The sequence below is a fragment of the Methanobacterium aggregans genome, from assembly GCF_017874455.1.
Lineage (GTDB): Archaea > Methanobacteriota > Methanobacteria > Methanobacteriales > Methanobacteriaceae > Methanobacterium_C > Methanobacterium_C aggregans.
On record NZ_JAGGLN010000002.1, the window covers coordinates 272427 to 290328 of the forward strand.

General features: G+C 39.2%; 21 protein-coding genes. 15 read left to right on the forward strand and 6 right to left on the reverse strand.

What is annotated here, in order from left to right:
- Positions 1-2: 2 nt before the first annotated feature.
- Together J2756_RS04075 and J2756_RS04080 are read right to left on the reverse strand one after the other, a co-directional pair.
- The gene (locus tag J2756_RS04075; protein ID WP_209582831.1) at positions 3-512 is read right to left on the reverse strand and encodes a DUF367 family protein; all 510 of its coding nucleotides are present in this window, start codon (positions 510-512) and stop codon (positions 3-5) included.
- A 213-nt stretch (positions 513-725) separates the two neighbouring features.
- Positions 726-2684 (reverse strand): VWA domain-containing protein, encoded by a 1959-nt coding sequence (locus J2756_RS04080; RefSeq protein ID WP_342593101.1) that lies wholly within the window; start codon positions 2682-2684, stop codon positions 726-728.
- A gap of 241 nt (positions 2685-2925) precedes the next feature.
- Between J2756_RS04080 and J2756_RS04085 the strand changes: the two genes are divergently transcribed.
- From J2756_RS04085 to J2756_RS04095, 3 genes are all read left to right on the forward strand, one after another.
- Positions 2926-3081 carry a hypothetical protein gene (locus tag J2756_RS04085; protein WP_209582835.1) on the forward strand — a complete coding sequence of 52 codons (156 nt, stop codon included), beginning with the start codon at positions 2926-2928 and terminating at the stop codon, positions 3079-3081.
- Positions 3048-3533, forward strand: a complete 486-nt coding sequence (locus J2756_RS04090; RefSeq protein ID WP_209583207.1) for a hypothetical protein — start codon at positions 3048-3050, stop codon at positions 3531-3533. Before J2756_RS04085 ends, J2756_RS04090 begins: the two co-directional genes overlap by 34 nt.
- 240 nt (positions 3534-3773) lie before the next feature.
- On the forward strand, positions 3774-4478 hold the full coding sequence (locus J2756_RS04095) for a DUF116 domain-containing protein (protein ID WP_209582837.1): 705 nt from the start codon (positions 3774-3776) through the stop codon (positions 4476-4478).
- Positions 4479-4630: 152 nt separating this feature from the next.
- Here J2756_RS04095 and J2756_RS04100 read toward each other — a convergent pair whose 3' ends face one another.
- The 4 genes from J2756_RS04100 to J2756_RS04115 form a co-directional block, all read right to left on the reverse strand.
- The gene (locus tag J2756_RS04100; protein ID WP_245315922.1) at positions 4631-5215 is read right to left on the reverse strand and encodes a CPBP family intramembrane glutamic endopeptidase; all 585 of its coding nucleotides are present in this window, start codon (positions 5213-5215) and stop codon (positions 4631-4633) included.
- Positions 5216-5462: 247 nt separating this feature from the next.
- Positions 5463-5663, reverse strand: coding sequence for a helix-turn-helix transcriptional regulator (locus tag J2756_RS04105; RefSeq protein ID WP_209582841.1), 201 nt, complete (start codon positions 5661-5663; stop codon positions 5463-5465).
- Between the two features lie 8 nt (positions 5664-5671).
- On the reverse strand, positions 5672-6052 hold the full coding sequence (locus J2756_RS04110; protein ID WP_209582843.1) for a DUF2178 domain-containing protein: 381 nt from the start codon (positions 6050-6052) through the stop codon (positions 5672-5674).
- A gap of 16 nt (positions 6053-6068) precedes the next feature.
- Positions 6069-6476, reverse strand: coding sequence for a DUF2178 domain-containing protein (locus J2756_RS04115; protein WP_209582845.1), 408 nt, complete (start codon positions 6474-6476; stop codon positions 6069-6071).
- A 350-nt stretch (positions 6477-6826) separates the two neighbouring features.
- Between J2756_RS04115 and J2756_RS04120 the strand changes: the two genes are divergently transcribed.
- The 12 genes from J2756_RS04120 (at position 6827) to J2756_RS04175 (ending at position 17865) form a co-directional block, all read left to right on the forward strand.
- Complete coding sequence (locus J2756_RS04120; protein ID WP_209582847.1) at positions 6827-7393, forward strand: flavodoxin family protein; 567 nt, start codon at positions 6827-6829, stop codon at positions 7391-7393.
- 119 nt (positions 7394-7512) lie between these two features.
- Positions 7513-8274, forward strand: a complete 762-nt coding sequence (locus J2756_RS04125) for a class I SAM-dependent DNA methyltransferase (protein WP_209582849.1) — start codon at positions 7513-7515, stop codon at positions 8272-8274.
- A gap of 197 nt (positions 8275-8471) precedes the next feature.
- Entirely contained in the window at positions 8472-8807 is a 336-nt protein-coding gene (locus J2756_RS04130; protein ID WP_209582851.1) for a NifB/NifX family molybdenum-iron cluster-binding protein, read from the forward strand.
- A gap of 383 nt (positions 8808-9190) precedes the next feature.
- Positions 9191-9652 (forward strand): flavodoxin family protein, encoded by a 462-nt coding sequence (locus J2756_RS04135; protein ID WP_209582853.1) that lies wholly within the window; start codon positions 9191-9193, stop codon positions 9650-9652.
- A gap of 403 nt (positions 9653-10055) precedes the next feature.
- Complete coding sequence (locus J2756_RS04140) at positions 10056-10634, forward strand: 30S ribosomal protein S3ae (RefSeq protein WP_209582854.1); 579 nt, start codon at positions 10056-10058, stop codon at positions 10632-10634.
- Between the two features lie 28 nt (positions 10635-10662).
- Complete coding sequence (locus J2756_RS04145) at positions 10663-11331, forward strand: TIGR00297 family protein (protein WP_209582855.1); 669 nt, start codon at positions 10663-10665, stop codon at positions 11329-11331.
- 9 nt (positions 11332-11340) lie between these two features.
- Positions 11341-12567, forward strand: coding sequence for a 2,3-bisphosphoglycerate-independent phosphoglycerate mutase (locus tag J2756_RS04150; RefSeq protein ID WP_209582858.1), 1227 nt, complete (start codon positions 11341-11343; stop codon positions 12565-12567).
- A gap of 13 nt (positions 12568-12580) precedes the next feature.
- Positions 12581-13951, forward strand: coding sequence for a phosphoglucosamine mutase (glmM, locus tag J2756_RS04155; RefSeq protein ID WP_209582860.1), 1371 nt, complete (start codon positions 12581-12583; stop codon positions 13949-13951).
- Entirely contained in the window at positions 13948-15222 is a 1275-nt protein-coding gene (glmU, locus tag J2756_RS04160; RefSeq protein ID WP_209582862.1) for a bifunctional sugar-1-phosphate nucleotidylyltransferase/acetyltransferase, read from the forward strand. Before glmM ends, glmU begins: the two co-directional genes overlap by 4 nt.
- A gap of 211 nt (positions 15223-15433) precedes the next feature.
- On the forward strand, positions 15434-15916 hold the full coding sequence (locus tag J2756_RS04165; protein ID WP_394357542.1) for a gamma carbonic anhydrase family protein: 483 nt from the start codon (positions 15434-15436) through the stop codon (positions 15914-15916).
- Between the two features lie 118 nt (positions 15917-16034).
- Positions 16035-17132: a histidinol-phosphate transaminase gene (gene hisC, locus J2756_RS04170; protein ID WP_209583208.1), complete on the forward strand. Its 1098-nt coding sequence runs from the start codon at positions 16035-16037 to the stop codon at positions 17130-17132.
- A 16-nt stretch (positions 17133-17148) separates the two neighbouring features.
- Positions 17149-17865 (forward strand): anaerobic ribonucleoside-triphosphate reductase activating protein, encoded by a 717-nt coding sequence (locus J2756_RS04175; protein ID WP_245315924.1) that lies wholly within the window; start codon positions 17149-17151, stop codon positions 17863-17865.
- Positions 17866-17902: the final 37 nt, after the last annotated feature.

Here is a 17902-nt window from a genome sequence, read left to right on the forward strand (position 1 = left end):
GTTTAGCCTCCTATGAATTCATTTTGAATCTTAACAACTTCCATGCTTGTTTTAGCATTGGAATATGCCTCTAAAAGCTCATGGTTGAGCTCTAGAAAAGTAGGTCCCCACTTGAACTGGGACATAATTTCAACAGCATTATCTTTAAGTCCCACTATATAAAAAGTTGCTGCTATAGCCTCTGCAGTTGAAAGTTTGCATGGCTTCCCATAGTTGGTGGGATTGGCTGCAACTAGAAATGGGAGTAAACGATGATATTTCTTGCCTTTAAACATTACCGAAGATTTCTGTATCTTGTTCCATGAACAATCAAGCCCTACGATACCGCTTTTCTCAACGATCTCCCTGTCCTCTGGGGACACTGCTTTCTCTGAGAAGGGGTCCAGAACAAGTCCCCTTCGGGGTAGCATGTTCATGTTATTTACCACCCGGATCTTGCCCTGCCTTTGAAGTTTAGCTGTTGTGCACTTTCTGGGGTCGCACTCGTCTGCATGGTATACTGTAACTTTCATTTCAATCAGTGATCTATTCATGGGAATTCAATTTCATCTTAACAGATTTCATCGTAAAAACAATTCAACTGTAGATTTATATTTCTTTGTTAATTAGATTATTAAATTTAACTATCATGACTATAAAATATTTTTTTTATTTTCTTAGGTTATAACTATTTTCTTAGGTTACAAAAAATTTATTTTATTAAATTTTAATGAATTTTAAAAAATCTACAGTTCCCTTCTTTCATTGCGAAGTATTTCAGGAACAACATCCTCTGGATTCTGTAATTCCTCCAGATCGTAGTAACGACCTCCAGATGCCAGTGCCAATTCCATGTTCATGTTCCTGCCGTACTTAACCGATTTTTCAAAGTTAATCACAATGGTGTGTATTTCATTCTCCTTGAGGGCTCCTGCAATATTGAGGGCATCTGTGGTTGGACCTTCCTCAATTGCAACGTTGGGCATGCCGTCTGTCATGACCAGCATCATTGGTACGTACTCATCCCTCATCTTCTCCTTTTTGAGAATTTCAAATCCTTTTTTAAGGCCAGATGCCAGGGGGGTTGTTCCTCCAACCGTTATGTTATCCACCTGTTCCTTGAAAGAACCCGCCCTTCGTGTTGTTGGAATTATGATCTCGGCGTCTTCTCCCTTAAACCCAACAACACTTACCTTGTCGTTATGGCGATTGGCATCCTCTATCACACGGTTTAAGATTCCCTTGACCCTGTTGGCCTTCCTCTCTGTGAACATGGATCCGCTGATATCCACCACAAGAACTATTGATGCCCTTGCACCGTGTTTTCGAACTTTGTGCCTTAGATCATCACTTTCAACCTTCAAAGACATCCTTGCACCTTTCGATTGGGTGCCTGCAGATTTCAGTGCTGCTGCCCTCAAGGTTGCATCTATGGCAATGTCCCCTGCAGCATCCTTTGGAAGCTTGCTTTTTACGTACTTACCTTTCTGGGTCTTTGAATCAACCCTTTTACCGTAAAGCCTCCTTTTCTTTTTTCCCTTCATCTTCAGCAATTTTTTTAGATCAGGCCCCTCTTCATCAGCTTCAACCTTTTCATCCTCTTTCTCAAGGCTTTTGAGTTTCATGCCCCTTTTTTTACCCTCTGATGAGTTCTGCTGATTTTGGCCAGTTCCCTGCTTCTTGTCCTCAGAGATATCTGAAACCGCCTTTTGAACCTTTTCCTTTATCTTTTCAGGCCCCTGTGAGGATTTATGGAATCTTTCCCCAAGAACAAGGAGTGCAGCTTCTTCAACATGTTCCTGATTAACTTCTTCCATGTTCTGGTAGGCTGCAACTGTCTTTGCTGTTTTCAGTATTGCTATATCAGCCCTGTGGCCGTCAACCCCCATGTCCATGCAGATGTGGGCTATAACCTTCATGAGATCCTTTGAAATACTCACGTTACCCATTACCTTCCTGGCAGTTACTATACTACCTAGGATTTCCTCCTGTTTTTCCTGGAATTTGTCCCTGAATGCTGCAGGGTCTTTTTCAAATTCTTCCCGTCTTTCCATTATCTGCACACGTTTGTCAAGGTCCATGATGCTGTGAACTGATATGTGAAGACCTATTCTGTCAGAAAGCTGAGGTCTGAGCTCTCCCTCAGCAGGGTTCATGGTTCCAACCAGTATGAACCTTGAAGGGTGGGCTATTGATATTCCCTCCCTTTCAACTATGTTTACACCGTAGGCTGCTGCATCAAGGAGTACATCAACCAGGTTGTCATCCAGTAGGTTTATTTCATCAACGTAGAGGATGTTCCTGTTAGCATCTGCAAGAATTCCAGGTTCTAGGGCTTTTGATCCTTCTTTGAGTGCTTTTTCTATGTTTATGGATCCGACAACCCTGTCCTCTGTTGATCCAAGGGGCAACTCAACCACGCGCATTTTTTTCTCTTCAACCTCAAAGTCCCCTGATCTGCATGATTCACAGAGGGAATCCGGATCTTCGGGGTTGCAGTTAAATGGGCAGCCTTTCACAACCTTAAGAGAGGGTAAAAGGTCTGCAAGAGCTCTTACTGCAGTTGTTTTACCTGTTCCCTTGTCTCCTTTTATAAGAACCCCCCCAATGCTGGGATTTATGGCATTGAGTATTAAGGCTTTTTTAACATTTTCCTGACCAACAATTGCTGAAAATGGGAAAATAAAGTTTTTCAATAGTCTCACCGCTTAACAAAGAATTTTCATATTTTTGTTTTATTTTAAGTTAGTTAAATCTTGATATTATTATGGGTTGCACCTAAGATATAATATGATTCAATTTTTTGTATTAACTCCGTGGCTAAAAAGATGAAATTGTATTACTCCATGAGGATTATCCCAATTTATTAGGGTGTAAGGGAATCTGGAATAAAAAAATACAAAAAGGTAAATAAAAGTGCAGACAAAAAAATAATTGGTGATATAAATGTGCACTGTTGGAGGGCCAATGGCTGATATTAAACTGAAAAAACTCAAAACAAAAAGGTATAAATGCCTTGATTGCGGAAATACCTTTAAAGGTATTGGAAGAAGAGTAATATGTCCATCATGTCAGTCAGAGAACGTAGAAGAATTAAATTAAATTCTGATGAAATTCTTTTTTTAATTGGAAGCTCAGGAGAGCTTGGCATAGTAAAAGCATCCAGAGATATGCATATATTCATAGGAACTCCAGAATCAGAAGAAATTGTGATGTTCCTTGAACCTCAAGATTTAATAGCTGTTTCTGCATTTGAAAATGGTGTGAAAGCTGAAAAAGGTATTGAATCCATGTTGTACCTTCTGAGGGAGTTGGGTTCGCCCATCGTTGTTCTTCCCAAGGGCCATCCTACTTCAAAAAGACTACCACTGGTTGTGTCTTGCGGAGATCGTGTGCGCCTTGACTGCGGAATACAGGCCGGCACTCATCCAGAACAGGACATTCTATGTGCATGTGATGATCTTTCAGGTGTTAAAATAGCTGCAGTGGAAGATGGAGTGGAAGTTGAAGGGGATTTCAGCAGGTTCCAGTTTAAAGTTCAAACTACTTCATAATCACCATATCAATACTTATCTTAACAAATAACCCCTAATTGCATTGAAGCTCAAAAAAACCATTATAAGAACTGTTTTGGCGAATTTTGAATCTTAAAAAAGGTTGAAGCTTAAAAAAAAGCTTTAGATTAATTTAAAAATTATTTGAAAATGTAAGCTTTTTTATTTAAAAATAATATTTTGTTAAAAATCCATTCTCAAACACCTTTATATTTATAGTAAAATAGATGAAATGATACCATGGCAATGTATGAATTTTACCAAATATTTGGGCAGTTAGTTTTCCTTCTTGGAATCTCAGTACTAGCTCTGCTCTCTATTACTCTTGTTCTTGGAAAACTTCTGATTAAGGAAAACAGGTTAGTCTTCCCAAGACTGCTCCTTTTTACCATAGACATGTTCTACGGCATATTCAAAAGGTTCTCTGAAATTGTGGGAGTTGATGCTAAGATAGTTGATCAGATCGGTATAGAAGTAAGGAACAAATTGAACGAAAGGATATTCCACAAAATAAAACCTGAAGAGAAGATCCTTGTACTTCCACACTGCCTCAGACATCAGGATTGTGAGGCCAAACTCGGAGAGTCTGGTTTAGTATGCCAGGACTGCAACCGCTGTGTTATAGGTGTTCTCAAGAACAAAGCTGAAGAAATGGGTTACGGTGTTTACATAATACCGGGATCTACGTTTTTAAAGAATATCGTTGCAAAGAACAATTTCAAGGCATTCGTAGGTGTTGCCTGTTACCAGGATCTGAACCTTTCCATGATGAAACTCTCGAAATTTCACTGCCAGGGAGTTCCACTTCTAAGGGATGGTTGTATTAACACAAAAGTTGATGTTAAAGCTGTGCTTAAAATGATGGGTGCAGATATTAAAAATGGGTCTGAAAAACTCTCAGAAGGAAGTCCATGCAGCAAAAATCCCAGCAGAAAATCACTTTAAGGGCATATAATTAAAATTAAGTAGATTAAATCATTCTCTGACATCATTCACCACTTTTTTCATCATATTTCTTATTACGATTAAAAGAAGTAATTTTTATTTTACAGTTTTCTAATAATTTAGATGAAAATAAATAAAAAATAAAAGGTAATTTAAGGGGCGAATACATTCCAAAATCCATGGAAAATGAATGATGTATATGTTTTACCCGTTTTTAGACGTAATAATCCAACTATAGTCCCTAAGACTAATCCAATTATCATCTTAGATAATAATATCATGGGTATATTCGTCAAAGCCATTGGATGAATCAGGAAGACATCGATGTAACCCAGATGCCATATGCTAAAGAGCAGAGTGACTGTGAACCACGTGATCACTCCAGAGTTGACCATTTCCCCAGACCCTTGAATACGATTCCAGATGTAGCCCCTGAAGAGGAATTCTTCAAATGCAGGGGTTAAAATGCCGAATACAATACCCATCACCAGGACGTCGGTTTCCCATGCAAATGTGTAGGGAATCAAAGCCATTGCAACCAGAACAGAAATCCCTAATATGTACAGGTTCCTGGTTTTAGGTTTAATATCCTCCCAGTTAAGGCTCAAGTCCTTGAGGGATGGTTTGAAGTAAAGTAAAAGGATCATTCCCACTATTATGAGGCTCATGCCATTGAATATCTGGAAAACAACTAGATCATTAGGGGAATGTTGAACTCCAAACCATAACGCGCCCATAAAAATCGCCCTTAATAGCTGTATAACTATCAAGGCCAATACTATTTTCAACACGAGTTTTAAAAACTTTTTCCGAACATCCTTGGATTTAAAAAATTGCATAATCATCCCACATCATTTTAAGACCTAAAACTGTATTCCTAGTTTATTTTTGTATGAAAGATATGAAAAAATTCTTTAAATCCCCATTAAATCCCTTTTTAAGGTTAATCAGGGAACCCATATCTCTTTGATTTATTTGTTAAATTTATTTCTCGTCTTCGTACAGGAAGATGTCCTCTATTTTAACCTGGAATAACATGGCCATTTTAAAGGCTAAGCTCAGTGAAGGGTCGTATTTATCCTTTTCTATTGCTATTATTGTTTGTCTGGTTACTCCCAGCTTTTCTGCAAGTCCTTCCTGGGTTATGTCGTTCATTGCACGAAAAACCTTCAGTTTATTTTTCATTTTTGGCACTATCCATGTTTTTTATTGTAGTAAATGTAAAATCCACTGTACAAGAGGAGTAAAAGACATGCAGAGTCAGCTAAGGTGAATCCTGCCTGGGTGAATTCAGGAAAACTGTTCTTAAGTGTCAAAAGTCCAACCCCTAAAACTGTTATTATGGTCAGGAAGAAAAGCATCGCCATTCTGGAAGCTTTGTTAGCCACAAGGGCTGTTCTTTCGTCCTCAGTTATTTCATAAACATTTTTTTTGATGAAGTAAGATACTAAAAAACCCAAAAGCAATGTTATGAATGCAAGGAGCAGGTTTCCAAGTAGAACTGACACCGCAACCAATACAGCCACAACAGTGCTTATAATCATTCTTGAGTATCTGTAGGTTTTTTTCTCCATGATTAATTCCTCCAATTTAATATTTTCTACGGTAGTATGTGTAGGCTACAACGTATATTACAAAGGTGAAGGCACTCACAGCAAAGAGGGTGTAGCCTATCTGCATGTATTGAGGAAAACTGGCCCTTAATGTAATCAGAACTATTGCAATCCACATTGTAACTGCAATTACTACTCCAAGAGTCATATTTGCGGCTTTGTCATTTATCAGCTGGGTTCTTTCATCTTCACGAACACCATTCCCCATCTTAAACATCTCTTCCAGATCATTCCTGTGGATGTAGAGAACCGGGGCCATTCCAACCATGCACAGTATTGCCAGCCCAATTAGGATGATGTTTCCCATTAAAAGGCCAACTATCCATAGTCCCGTTGTGAAGAGCGAGAACGTTATCAATATTTTTCCCATTTTTTTCAGATTCATAAATTCCACCTCATGTAACTAATACTTTACATAATGTTACTTAAACTTTACTATTTGTACATGTTGGTTAACATAAATATCTGGAATTCTCCCTTAAAATTCATTGAAGTCCAGTTCCTGTTAAATTCATCAAAAATCTCCGAATTCCGGGATTAATATCTTGATTAACACCAAAAACATACGTTTCATTGGCAGGATTATTGGGTTGGGAGGGTATAGAATTACTAAAAAAAATGATTGAAACTGTTAAATTATAAAAATACACATAGGAATAGTTAGAAATTATCCCATAGTTCATAATATCCCAAGTTCATAATAATTTAAATGAAAAAGTTCTACGGAGGAACAGTATGGCAAAAGTTCTTTTAATATGTGCAAGTCCTCGTAAAAATGGTAACACATCCCAAGTTCTGTCTGAATGTGCAGCTGTGATTGAAGAAAATGGATTGGAAACTGAAACAGTGCATCTGAAGGGTGAGAAGATTGAATCTTGCAGGGCATGTGGAAGATGTGCCAGAATACACAAGTGCAAGATAGAGGACGGCCTGAACGAGATCATAGATAAGGTTAGGGATTCTGAGGGTTTTATAGTGGGTAGCCCAGTTTACTTCGGAACGGCCCGCGGCGATCTCATGGCAGCACTCCAGCGTATCGGCTACGTTTCAATGAACAGCAACCATTTCCTCTCATGGAAGGTGGGTGGGCCAATAGCAGTTGCAAGGCGCGGTGGCCAGACAAGCACGATTCAGGAACTCCTCATGTTCTACCTCATAAACGACATGATAGTGCCAGGATCAACCTACTGGAACATGGTCTTTGGACTGGAAAAGGGAGAAGCCCTTGAGGATGAGGAAGGAATCAGAACCATTAAAAGATTTGGAGAAAACGTTGCAAATCTCATAAAGAAAATAAACTGAAATTATTGAAGTTAGGTCAAATTAAATCTAACTATATCATAAAAGAGATTAATAATGCCTCCAATGGCGGAACTAAAGTTAAACCAGAAATGGAATAAATTTATTGAGAGAGTGGAACCATGGGTGCAGAGGATTTGTACAAGAAATTTGCAGGGTACTACGATAGGATCTATGAAAATGTGGACTACGCAGGAGAATCAGAATTCATTAAGTGGGCCATTGAAAACCATAAAGAAAGTGATGGAAACAAAATTCTGGATGTTGCCTGCGGGACAGGTACACATGCATCCATACTTGCTGAAAACTTCCAAGTGCTTGGAGTTGATATAAATAAAAACATGCTGAAGATAGCCCATAAAAAGGTTCCAGAAGTCCGATTTATTCATGGGGATATGAAGGAACTGGACCTTGGAGATAAGTTCGATGCAGTTATCTGCATGTTCTCTGCAATCCACTACAACACCAGCTACTTCGAGCTTGAAAACACCCTGAAAAACTTTTACAACCACCTAAATGACGGAGGAGTGGTTATATTCGATTTTGGACTTAACAAGGAAAACTGGATTGAGGGACTTGTCAGTATGGACACAGTTGTTGAAGATGACCTTAAACTTGCAAGGATATGTCAGTCACACCTTGAAGGTACAGTATTCAATGCGAACTTCCTTTTCCTTGTTAAAGAAAAGGGAAAACTGGACTTCGATATAGACCAGCACCAGTTAGGTGTTTTTGAGATGGAGAAGGCCCTGGAAATCATGACCAAAACAGGATTTGAAACTAGTATATACGCTGATTTTTCCAAAAAGGAATGGGAGATTACAGAGGGTGAAAGACCCGTCTTTGTAGGTGTTAAACAATCCAAATCCCCAGAAAGTTGTTAAAAGATGGTGCTTATTAAAAAATAGGTTCAAAACTGGAACTTCAACAAAAAAATTAAATCCTTGAGTATCATATAATTAGTTTAATAGTTGTATCGGCATTAAAATTTTACAAATTTAGGATATTTTAAAGGTTTAAAAAGATTTTAAAGGAGTTTTTAGGTTGTTGGGGAATTTCAAGTTTCAGAGGTGTTCATAATATGAGGATAGCTGTTGCTGCATCAGACGATGAAAAATACGCTGCACATTTTGGCAGGGCACAGAAGTTTTTGATATACAATTTTAACGAAAAAAACATTGAATTTGTTGAAACACGAGAATCTGCAAAGCTTCCTGGAGAAAAACACCAGTGGAAAAAATCTTTGGATGTTGTGGAGGATTGTGATGTTGTTATATGTGTTCAGATCGGTATTAATGCCAAACCAGGACTCAAAAGGATGGGTAAAACTGTAGTTGAGGATGAGGGAACTGTTGAAGAGGTTCTTGAAAGGTTCCACAAACACCAGATATTCATGAGCAAACCCCTTAAATTCTAAAATATTTCTTTTACAACACATCCCATAAGTGACAAAACTCAAGGTTATTTCAAGTTTTGGATTAGGGAAGTACAAAAACAGTGCATCATGTATTTAATCTTATTTTTAAAGGGAGAATATTATTATTTTAAGGGTAGCAGCCTTAAAAAGTAGTTTTAGATCAAATTTTAGAACCTATTTTAACCATGAAATCCACATATCAGTTAAGGATTTCAAATTTATTTAAGAATTTATTGAAGAGCACCTACAAAATAATAGTTGTTCAATAGGTTTTTAATTTCAATAGGTTTTTAATAATTTTAATTTCAGTGAAGAAGATTTTTATCAAATTAACAGATATGAATTTAACAATAAAAAGTGAAATGAATTTTAAAGGTGCTAAAATGAAAACAGCAGTAATATATTATTCATCACATCATGGAAACACCAAAAAGATTGCAGAAAAGTTATCTGAGGCTCTTGAAGGTAAATTATTTGAATACACTGATGTGGATAAATACAACACTGTGGACTACAATTTAATTGGATTTGGGTCTGGAATTTACCATGGAAAACCTGCAAAGGAGTTTTTAGAATTTCTGGAAGAACTTCCAGATGTTAAAAATATAAAGGCCTTCGTGTTCACAACAAGTGGAAAGGGAACAGATAATTACAACAACATCCTAAAGGAAGAACTGGAAGCAAAGGGTTTTGAGGTTGTTGGGGAATTTTCATGCAAGGCCTTCGACACATGGGGTCCTTTGAAGATCATAGGTGGTAAAAACAAGGGAAAACCCAATGAAGAAGACTTTAAAAGGACAGAAGAATTTGCAAAAAACCTTAAAGAACGTTTGAATTCATCTTGAACCCGTGGGGAAGTTACTCCTCAAGGGTATCAACCTCGATTCATTAATTGAGAATTTACAGGGAGTGAAGTTAATAGTTTCAATATCCCATCCAAATATCTTTCATCAAAGCAAATCCTATTTTTAAAGGTTTTTACGGATTTTTCCGGTTTTTATAGAAAACCTATTATAACATGAGATGTAACCTTATAACGACGGGTTCAAGATCGATAGTTAAAATTTCTATTTTTGCGAGTTGAGATTAGGATGATTCCTGAGATCTTCAACAATATTTATAAAGCATAACTGAGAGTTATTAATAAACGATTCTCAATTCTATAATAAAATTATTATAAGTTAGTGATTTTAACCTCGCCTCAATGAGAGGCTATTTTATAAATCGTTTACAACTAAAGGTGATAGTATGGCTAAAGCAAGACGTCGAAGAGTACGAGATACATGGAAAGAAAAACAATGGTATAAGATAATGACTCCTAAAGAATTTGGAGACATTGAAATTGGTTCAACCCCTTCAAGGGACCCAGATCTGCTCCTTAAGAGGAGTGTTGAGGCAACCATGAGGGAGCTTGCAGGTGACTTCAGCAAGCAGTACGTGAAACTGTCATTCCAGGTGAACAACGTTGCAGGAGACATAGCAAACACAGAGTTTACTGGGCATCAGGTTACAACTGACTACGTCAGAAGTATGATACGCAGGGGAACAAGCAGGATAGATGCAATAACAAATGTCACAACCAAGGACGGAAAGACTTTAAAGGTCCATGTCATAGCAATAACCATTAAAAGGGCTAAATCATCCCAACAGAAATTCATAAGGGAAACCATGGAAAAACTGATCCAGAATGCAGCTGTAGACAGATCCTTCCCTGAATTCATTGAAGGAGTGGTATCTGGTAAAGTAGCATCCCACATTTACCACGAGTCAAAGAAGATTTACCCATTGAAACGTGTTGAAATCCTTAAAACCAGGGTAATTGAATAAACCCTGAAAATTTTTGATCTGGGAGATTATGATAAATCTTGAATATGTGGTCCTGATTTTGGTCGTAGGGCTTGTAACGTATGTTAGAAAAGCTCTTGATCTATTCGGATCCATTTTCATGGTTATCATGGGCATAATTATTATTTTTACCGCCGGTACAAACTGGCTTATTTTAATATTCATATTCCTGCTTTTAGGACTTTTATTCACCAAATACAAGCACAGCTACAAAAAGGAAATAGGCGTTTATGAAGGTACCAGAAGCCTTAAAAACGTTATATCCAATGGCATAGTGGCCTTTGTAATGGCTGCATTTGGGAACTACGCAGGATTTATAGGTTCAATTGCAACAGCAACAGCCGATACAATGGCAAGTGAAGTTGGAGTGGTTGAAAAGAATGCACGACTTATAACCACCCTTAAAAAGGTTCCAGCAGGAACAGACGGTGGAATAACAGTTCGTGGAACTGCAGCTGGAATAATGGGTGCTGGAATAATAGGAGTTTCTGCATACCTACTTGGAATTTACCCCAACATATTTCAAACATTGAAAATAGCAATAATAGCAGGTACAGCTGGATGTTTCGTTGACAGCATCCTTGGAGCTGTATTTGAAAGGAGAAAATATCTCTCCAATGAATACGTTAATCTTATAGCTACCATAACTGGAGCAGCATTAGGTATCCTCATGGTTTAGGTGATAATTGTGAAAGGAATCATAATGATAATGGATGGGATGGCAGACCGTCCCATAAAAGAGCTTGAATACAGAACACCCCTTGAAACAGCAAAAACCCCAAACATGGATAAAATGGCCAAAATGGGAATATGTGGATTGATGGACCCTATAAAACCCGGTATAAGGGCGGGAAGTGACACATCCCACATATCCATACTTGGATACGATCCTTACACTGTTTACACTGGCAGAGGACCATTTGAAGCTGCAGGAGTTGGAGTGGATGTTCTTCCAGGGGATATAGCATTCAGGTGCAACTTCTCAACTGCAGATGAAAATGGTATAATCACAGACAGGCGTGCAGGAAGAATAAGGGAAGGAACAGATAAAATAGCAGAAACTATAAACTCCATGGAACTCGATGATAACGTTGAAGTCATATTCAAGGAATCAACCGGTCACAGAGCTGTTCTTGTACTGAGGGGTGAAGGATTATCTGATAAAATTTCAGATGCAGACCCTAAACATGAAGGTAAACCCCCAAAAGAGGTTATTCCCCTTGAAAACACCACTGAATCCCGTAAAACTGCGGATGTGTTGAACAAGTTCATAAAGAAATCCTACGATCTCCTGAGGGATCATCCTGTGAACCTCCAGAGAATTGAAGATGGAGAGAACCCTGCAAACATAATCATACCCAGAGGTGCAGGTGCAGTACCACACGTACAACCCTTTGGTGATAAGTACGGGTTAAAACCGGTTTGTATAGCAGAAACCGGACTTATAAAGGGTATTGGAAAGATAGCAGGTATGGATCTCATTGATATTGAAGGTGCCACAGGTGGTATCGACACCAACCTTGAAAACATCCGGGATGGCATACTTGAAACTACCACAAAGGACTACGATTTCTTCCTTATTAACGTGGACGGTGCAGATGAAGCTGGACATGACGGCCAAATGGAAGAGAAGGTTAAATTCATTGAAAAAGCTGATTCTATTATTGGAGAGATCATGAAGCTTGAAGATGTTTACTTCATTTTAACAGCGGATCATTCAACCCCAATATCAGTTATGGATCACACTGGAGACCCTGTTCCCATCGTTATCAAGGGTCCTGAAGTAAGGGTTGATGATGTGGAAGAGTTCAACGAAAGATCCGTAACCCAAGGGGGATTATGCAGAATAAGGGGAAACAATGTCATGGATATTCTCATGGACCTTATGAACAGATCCACCAAATTTGGAGCATGAAGAGGTGAAGAACATGGCTTCAAATATCCAGGAACAGATGATCCCAAAACTCTTTGGAACATCAGGCATAAGGGGTAAACTCGGCGAAAATATAACCCTTGAGCTTGCAGTAGATGTTGGAATGGCAGTTTCCACCTACATTGGTGGGAAAGGATGTAAAGTTGTAATTGGTTATGACACACGAACATCCAATGAAATGATTGAAAGTGCAGTTGTTGCAGGACTTCTTCAGGGAGGTTGTGATGTACTGCGCCTTCACATGGTACCAACACCCCTCGTTGGATATGCTGCAATGAAACTGGGTGCAAATGCTGGTGTGATGATAACTGCTTCCCACAATCCACCAGAGTACAATGGAATAAAGCTCTGGAACCCTGACGGCATGGCCTACAAACAGGATCAGGAAAGGGAAATAGAAACAATAATCCATGAAAAAAGCTTTAAAAAAGCTTCATGGGAAGATGTCGGTAAGATCGTAGATATATCCTACATAACAGAGGAATATATAAAGGATATACTGGATCACGTTGACATAAAACCTGGTATCAAGGTTGTTGTGGACTGTGCAAATGGTGCAGCATCCCATCTTTCACCACTAATTCTCAGAAAGGCAGGCTGCTCCGTTGTAACCTTAAATTCACAGCCCGACGGATTTTTCCCAGGTAGAATGCCTGAACCTTCAGCCCAGAATCTCCAGGAACTTATGAAGGTTGTTAAAGCCACAGGTGCAGATATTGGAATTGCACACGATGGTGATGCAGACCGAATGATCGCTGTGGACGAACAGGGACGTATATCTGACTTTGACAAGTTGCTGGCCTTAATATGCTATGAAATGGGAGGTAAGGTTGTTACAACTGTTGATGCATCCATATGCACAGATCGCTGCATAGAAAAGGTTGGTGGAGAAGTTATAAGAACTAAGGTGGGTGATGTTCATGTTGCAGAGGCTGTTGAAGCCGAAAATGCATCATTTGGAGGAGAACCTTCAGGTACGTGGATCCACCCTGACTTCTGCATGTGCCCTGACGGAATACTGTCGGCACTGCGAATCATAGAGATCGTTCAAAAACACGGTGCCCTTTCAGAGCTTCTTGACTCAGTTCCAAGTTACCCCACCATCAGGGATAAGGTGAACTGTGACAACACCCAAAAAGGCATCATTATGGGCAGTGTGGAAACTGAACTCTCAAATCTCTTCAGTGATGTCCATGATGTAAATCGTATAGACGGTGTGAGAATTTCAATGAACGATGGAAGCTGGGTTCTTGTAAGACCCTCAGGTACAGAATCTTACATCAGGATCACCCTTGAGGCAGTTGATGAAGCCAGAGCCATATCAATCAGGGATAAATGCAGGGAATTTATAGGAGAGTTTTTATGAAGGCAATTCTACTCACAGCAGGGGAAGGCACAAGGATGCGGCCCCTCACCATCACAAGGCCTAAAACCATGCTGAAAGTTGGTGGAAAACCCATACTCCAGTACAATGTAGAGGCATTAAAGGATGCTGGCGTGGATGAGGTGAGCATGGTTGTTGGGTACCATGAAGATGTGATAAGAAACCATTTTGGAGACGGATCCAAACTTGGAATTAAAATAAACTACATAACCCAAAAAGAAAGACTCGGAACAGCCCATGCAATAGGGCAGGCATCAAAAAGCTTTGAAGAAGAGTTTTTAGTCCTGAATGGAGATATACTGGTTGAACCAAAACTTTTAAGAGATTTGATAGAACGCTACAACATGGGTGATGCAGATTCCATCCTCGCCTTAACAGAGGTTGATGATCCATCATCATTTGGAGTTGTTGAACTTGATGGTGATATCATAACCAGAATAGTTGAAAAACCATCCCCTGGAGAGGCACCAAGTAATCTGATAAATGCTGGAATATACCTCTTCAGCCAGGACATCTTCCAGGCCATAGAAAAAACAGGAAAATCCAAGAGGGGAGAGTACGAAATAACAGACTCCCTTGAAATCCAGATGTCCCAGAAAAAGAGGGTTGTGGGACTTAAATCCAACTACAAATGGGTGGATATTGGAAGGCCATGGGAACTTCTGGATGCAAATCAGCACTTTTTAGAGGATCTTGAAACCCATATCGAAGGGGAGGTTGAAGAGGGGGCTACTTTACACGGACCAGTGTTCCTTGGAAAGGGAAGCATCATACGGGCAGGAAGCTACATCATGGGACCTGTCTACATTGGTGAAAACTGTGATATCGGCCCAAACAACTACCTGAGAAAACACACGTGTATCTGTGACAATGTGAGCGTTGGAAATGCTGTTGAAATTAAAAATTCCATTATAATGGACGGCACCAATGTTAACCATCTTTCATATGTTGGGGATTCCATCATAGGAGCAGACTGCAATGTTGCAGCCGGTACAAACATTGCAAATCTCAGATTTGATGATGGACACGTTAAGATAATGGTTAAAGGAAATAAAGTTGACTCTGGAAGACGTAAATTTGGAGTTGTCTTTGGAGATGGTGTTAAAACAGGTATAAACTCCAGCTTCAACCCAGGAGTTAAGGTTGGTGTTAACTCCCGCATAGGATCAGGAGCAATTATCTACAGTGATGTGGGCTCAAACAAGATAGTTCTACCACGCCAGGAACATGACGTTCTTGAGTACAGGGAATAACTACCTTGAATAAGGATTTAAAGATATTGATCTGTTGTTTGACATATCATATGATACATCCTCATTTAAAGATCTATTAACTGTAACCCTTTATTTTTTTATTTTAATTCAAACCATGTTCTTATGTGGGGCCAAAATCTTATTTTATATGAAATTAAAAAAGGTAAGTACTGTTAAATAAGAATAACCTTTATAAAACTTTAAAAGGGAAATGGAAATGATTCATACAAGTGTTAAAATATTTGAAGGTGCAATAATAACCAAAAACGTTGAAATAGATGAAAAATCATCAGTATGGTTCAACGCAGTTCTCAGAGGAGACATAGAACCAATAAAAATTGGAAAATCTTCCAATATCCAGGACAACTGTGTACTTCACTCCTCCAAGGATCATCCCCTTGAAGTTGGAGACTTCGTTTCTGTGGGACATTCAGCTGTACTACACGGATGTAATGTTGAAGAAAATTCTCTCATAGGTATGAACGCCACAGTACTCAACGGCGCAGTTATCCATAAAAACAGTATTGTGGGAGCAGGCGCTCTGGTTACAGAGGGTCGTGAATTTCCTGAAGGCAGTTTGATACTGGGAGTACCTGCAAAGGCTGTTCGAAAGCTTCAAAAAGAGGAAATAGATGAAATTAAGGATAATGCTATGAGATACGTTGAAATGGCAGATTCCTCATTCTATGATTGATGGTTAAATTTAAAATTAAGTTTAATTCAGGATTTAGATCAAAATTTTAATGGTTGAAGTTTCAGTTAGGATTTAATATGGAAGTTTTGATTTATGATTTATGGAAGTGATGCACATGATTAAACCACGAAAAGTTGTGGAAGAACTTGACCCCTATATTCCAGGAAGATCAATTGATGAAATAGCATCGGAGTATGGTGTTGAGCTTGATAAGATAATAAAACTTGGATCCAATGAAAACCCCATGGGACCCTCACCCCAGGCAGTTAAAGCCATTGCAGAGAACCTGAATCTTATAAACCAGTATCCTGAATCAGACCTGCAGGACCTACTCGAGGATATAGCAGAATATTCAGGTGTTTCACCATCAAACATCATTGCAGGTGGAGATGGTGCTGATGAAATCCTTGATGTTCTCGGCAAGACATTTGTTGATGAAGGAGATGAATTCATAGTTCCACTACCGTCTTACATGTACTACGAGTTCACACTGAAGATCCATGGAGGAGTGCCTGTATATGCAAGGTGGAATATTGAAGAGAATGTTCTGGATGTGGATTCTGTTCTTGAGGCCATCTCTCCTCGAACCAAACTGATATTCCTCTGTACACCTAACAACCCCACAGGCGGACTCATATCTAAAGGGGATGTTGAAAGAATCCTTGAGGCAACAGAGGCAATAGTTGTTGTGGATGAAGCCTACTTTGAATTTTCAGAGGTGAACAACGTGGAACTCCTTGAGGGCCATCCAAACCTCTTCATACTCCGAACCTTCTCAAAGGTCATGGGACTTGCAGGTATGAGAATAGGCTATGGAATAGCCAATCATGAGTTAATAGAGTACATGTACAGGGTTAGACCAGTGTTCAGCATCACAAAACTCTCACAGGTCGCTGCAAGGGCCACATTGAAGGATAAAGAGTACATCAGAGAATCCACAAAACTCAGCATTGCAAGCAGAGAGTACCTTTACCACGAGATGTCCAAATTCAAAACCTTAAGGGTTTTTCCATCCAAATCCAACTACTTACTGGTTGATTTACACAAAACAGGTATGAAAGCCAAGGATTTAACAACAGCCCTTATGAAGAGGGGAGTTATTGTCAGGGACTGCACTTCCTTCAAGGGTCTTGATGAGTACTGGATAAGGGTCAGTGTTGGGACCATGGAAGAGGATGAAAGGTTCATAGAGATACTAAGGGGAATAGTTGAATAGTTGGAGGTTTAAGATCATGTCAGCAGGTGAAATTGAAATAGGCAGCATTCTTGTATCCTCAATAGAGTATCCAGGAAACCTTTCACTGGTTGTTTTCACAGCAGGCTGCATGTTATGCTGTCCCTACTGCCACAACCCAGACCTCATAGTTGGGGGAGAAACTGTAAAAACCCATGAAATACTCCAAAAGATCGATGAATCCCTTGATTTTATTGATAGCCTCGTTGTAACAGGCGGAGAACCTTTGATGCAGTACGAAGAGGTTTTACACGTCATTAAATATGCAAAATCTAAGGGTTTGAAGGTTAAACTTGATACAAACGGTTACTTCACTGAAAGGCTGCATGAAGTTCTTGAATGGGTTGACTACGTTGCACTGGATGTTAAAGCACCCTTCAACAAGTACAAAGATGTTATTGGGGATGAAATAGGGCAGAATGTTCGGGAGAGCATAAATTTATGCCGTGAATCTCCTGGCACGTGGCTTGAATGCAGAACAACCTACGTTCCAGGAGTTCTAAGTCCGGAGGATGTTGTTGAGATTGGCAGGAGCATAGACTGTGATGAGTACACAATCCAGCAGTTTAAAAACAAGGTGGTTCTGGATGCCAAGCTTGAAGAAACCAGAAATCCAACCCGTGCAGAGCTCATGGAGATTGGAAAACAAGTTAAACCATACCTGGACAGGGTTAAAATAAAAACATCTGAATTTGGTGATGAAATCGTTGATTGAGCTATGTTTCACCTTAAGGGATACTTCGATTTGACAT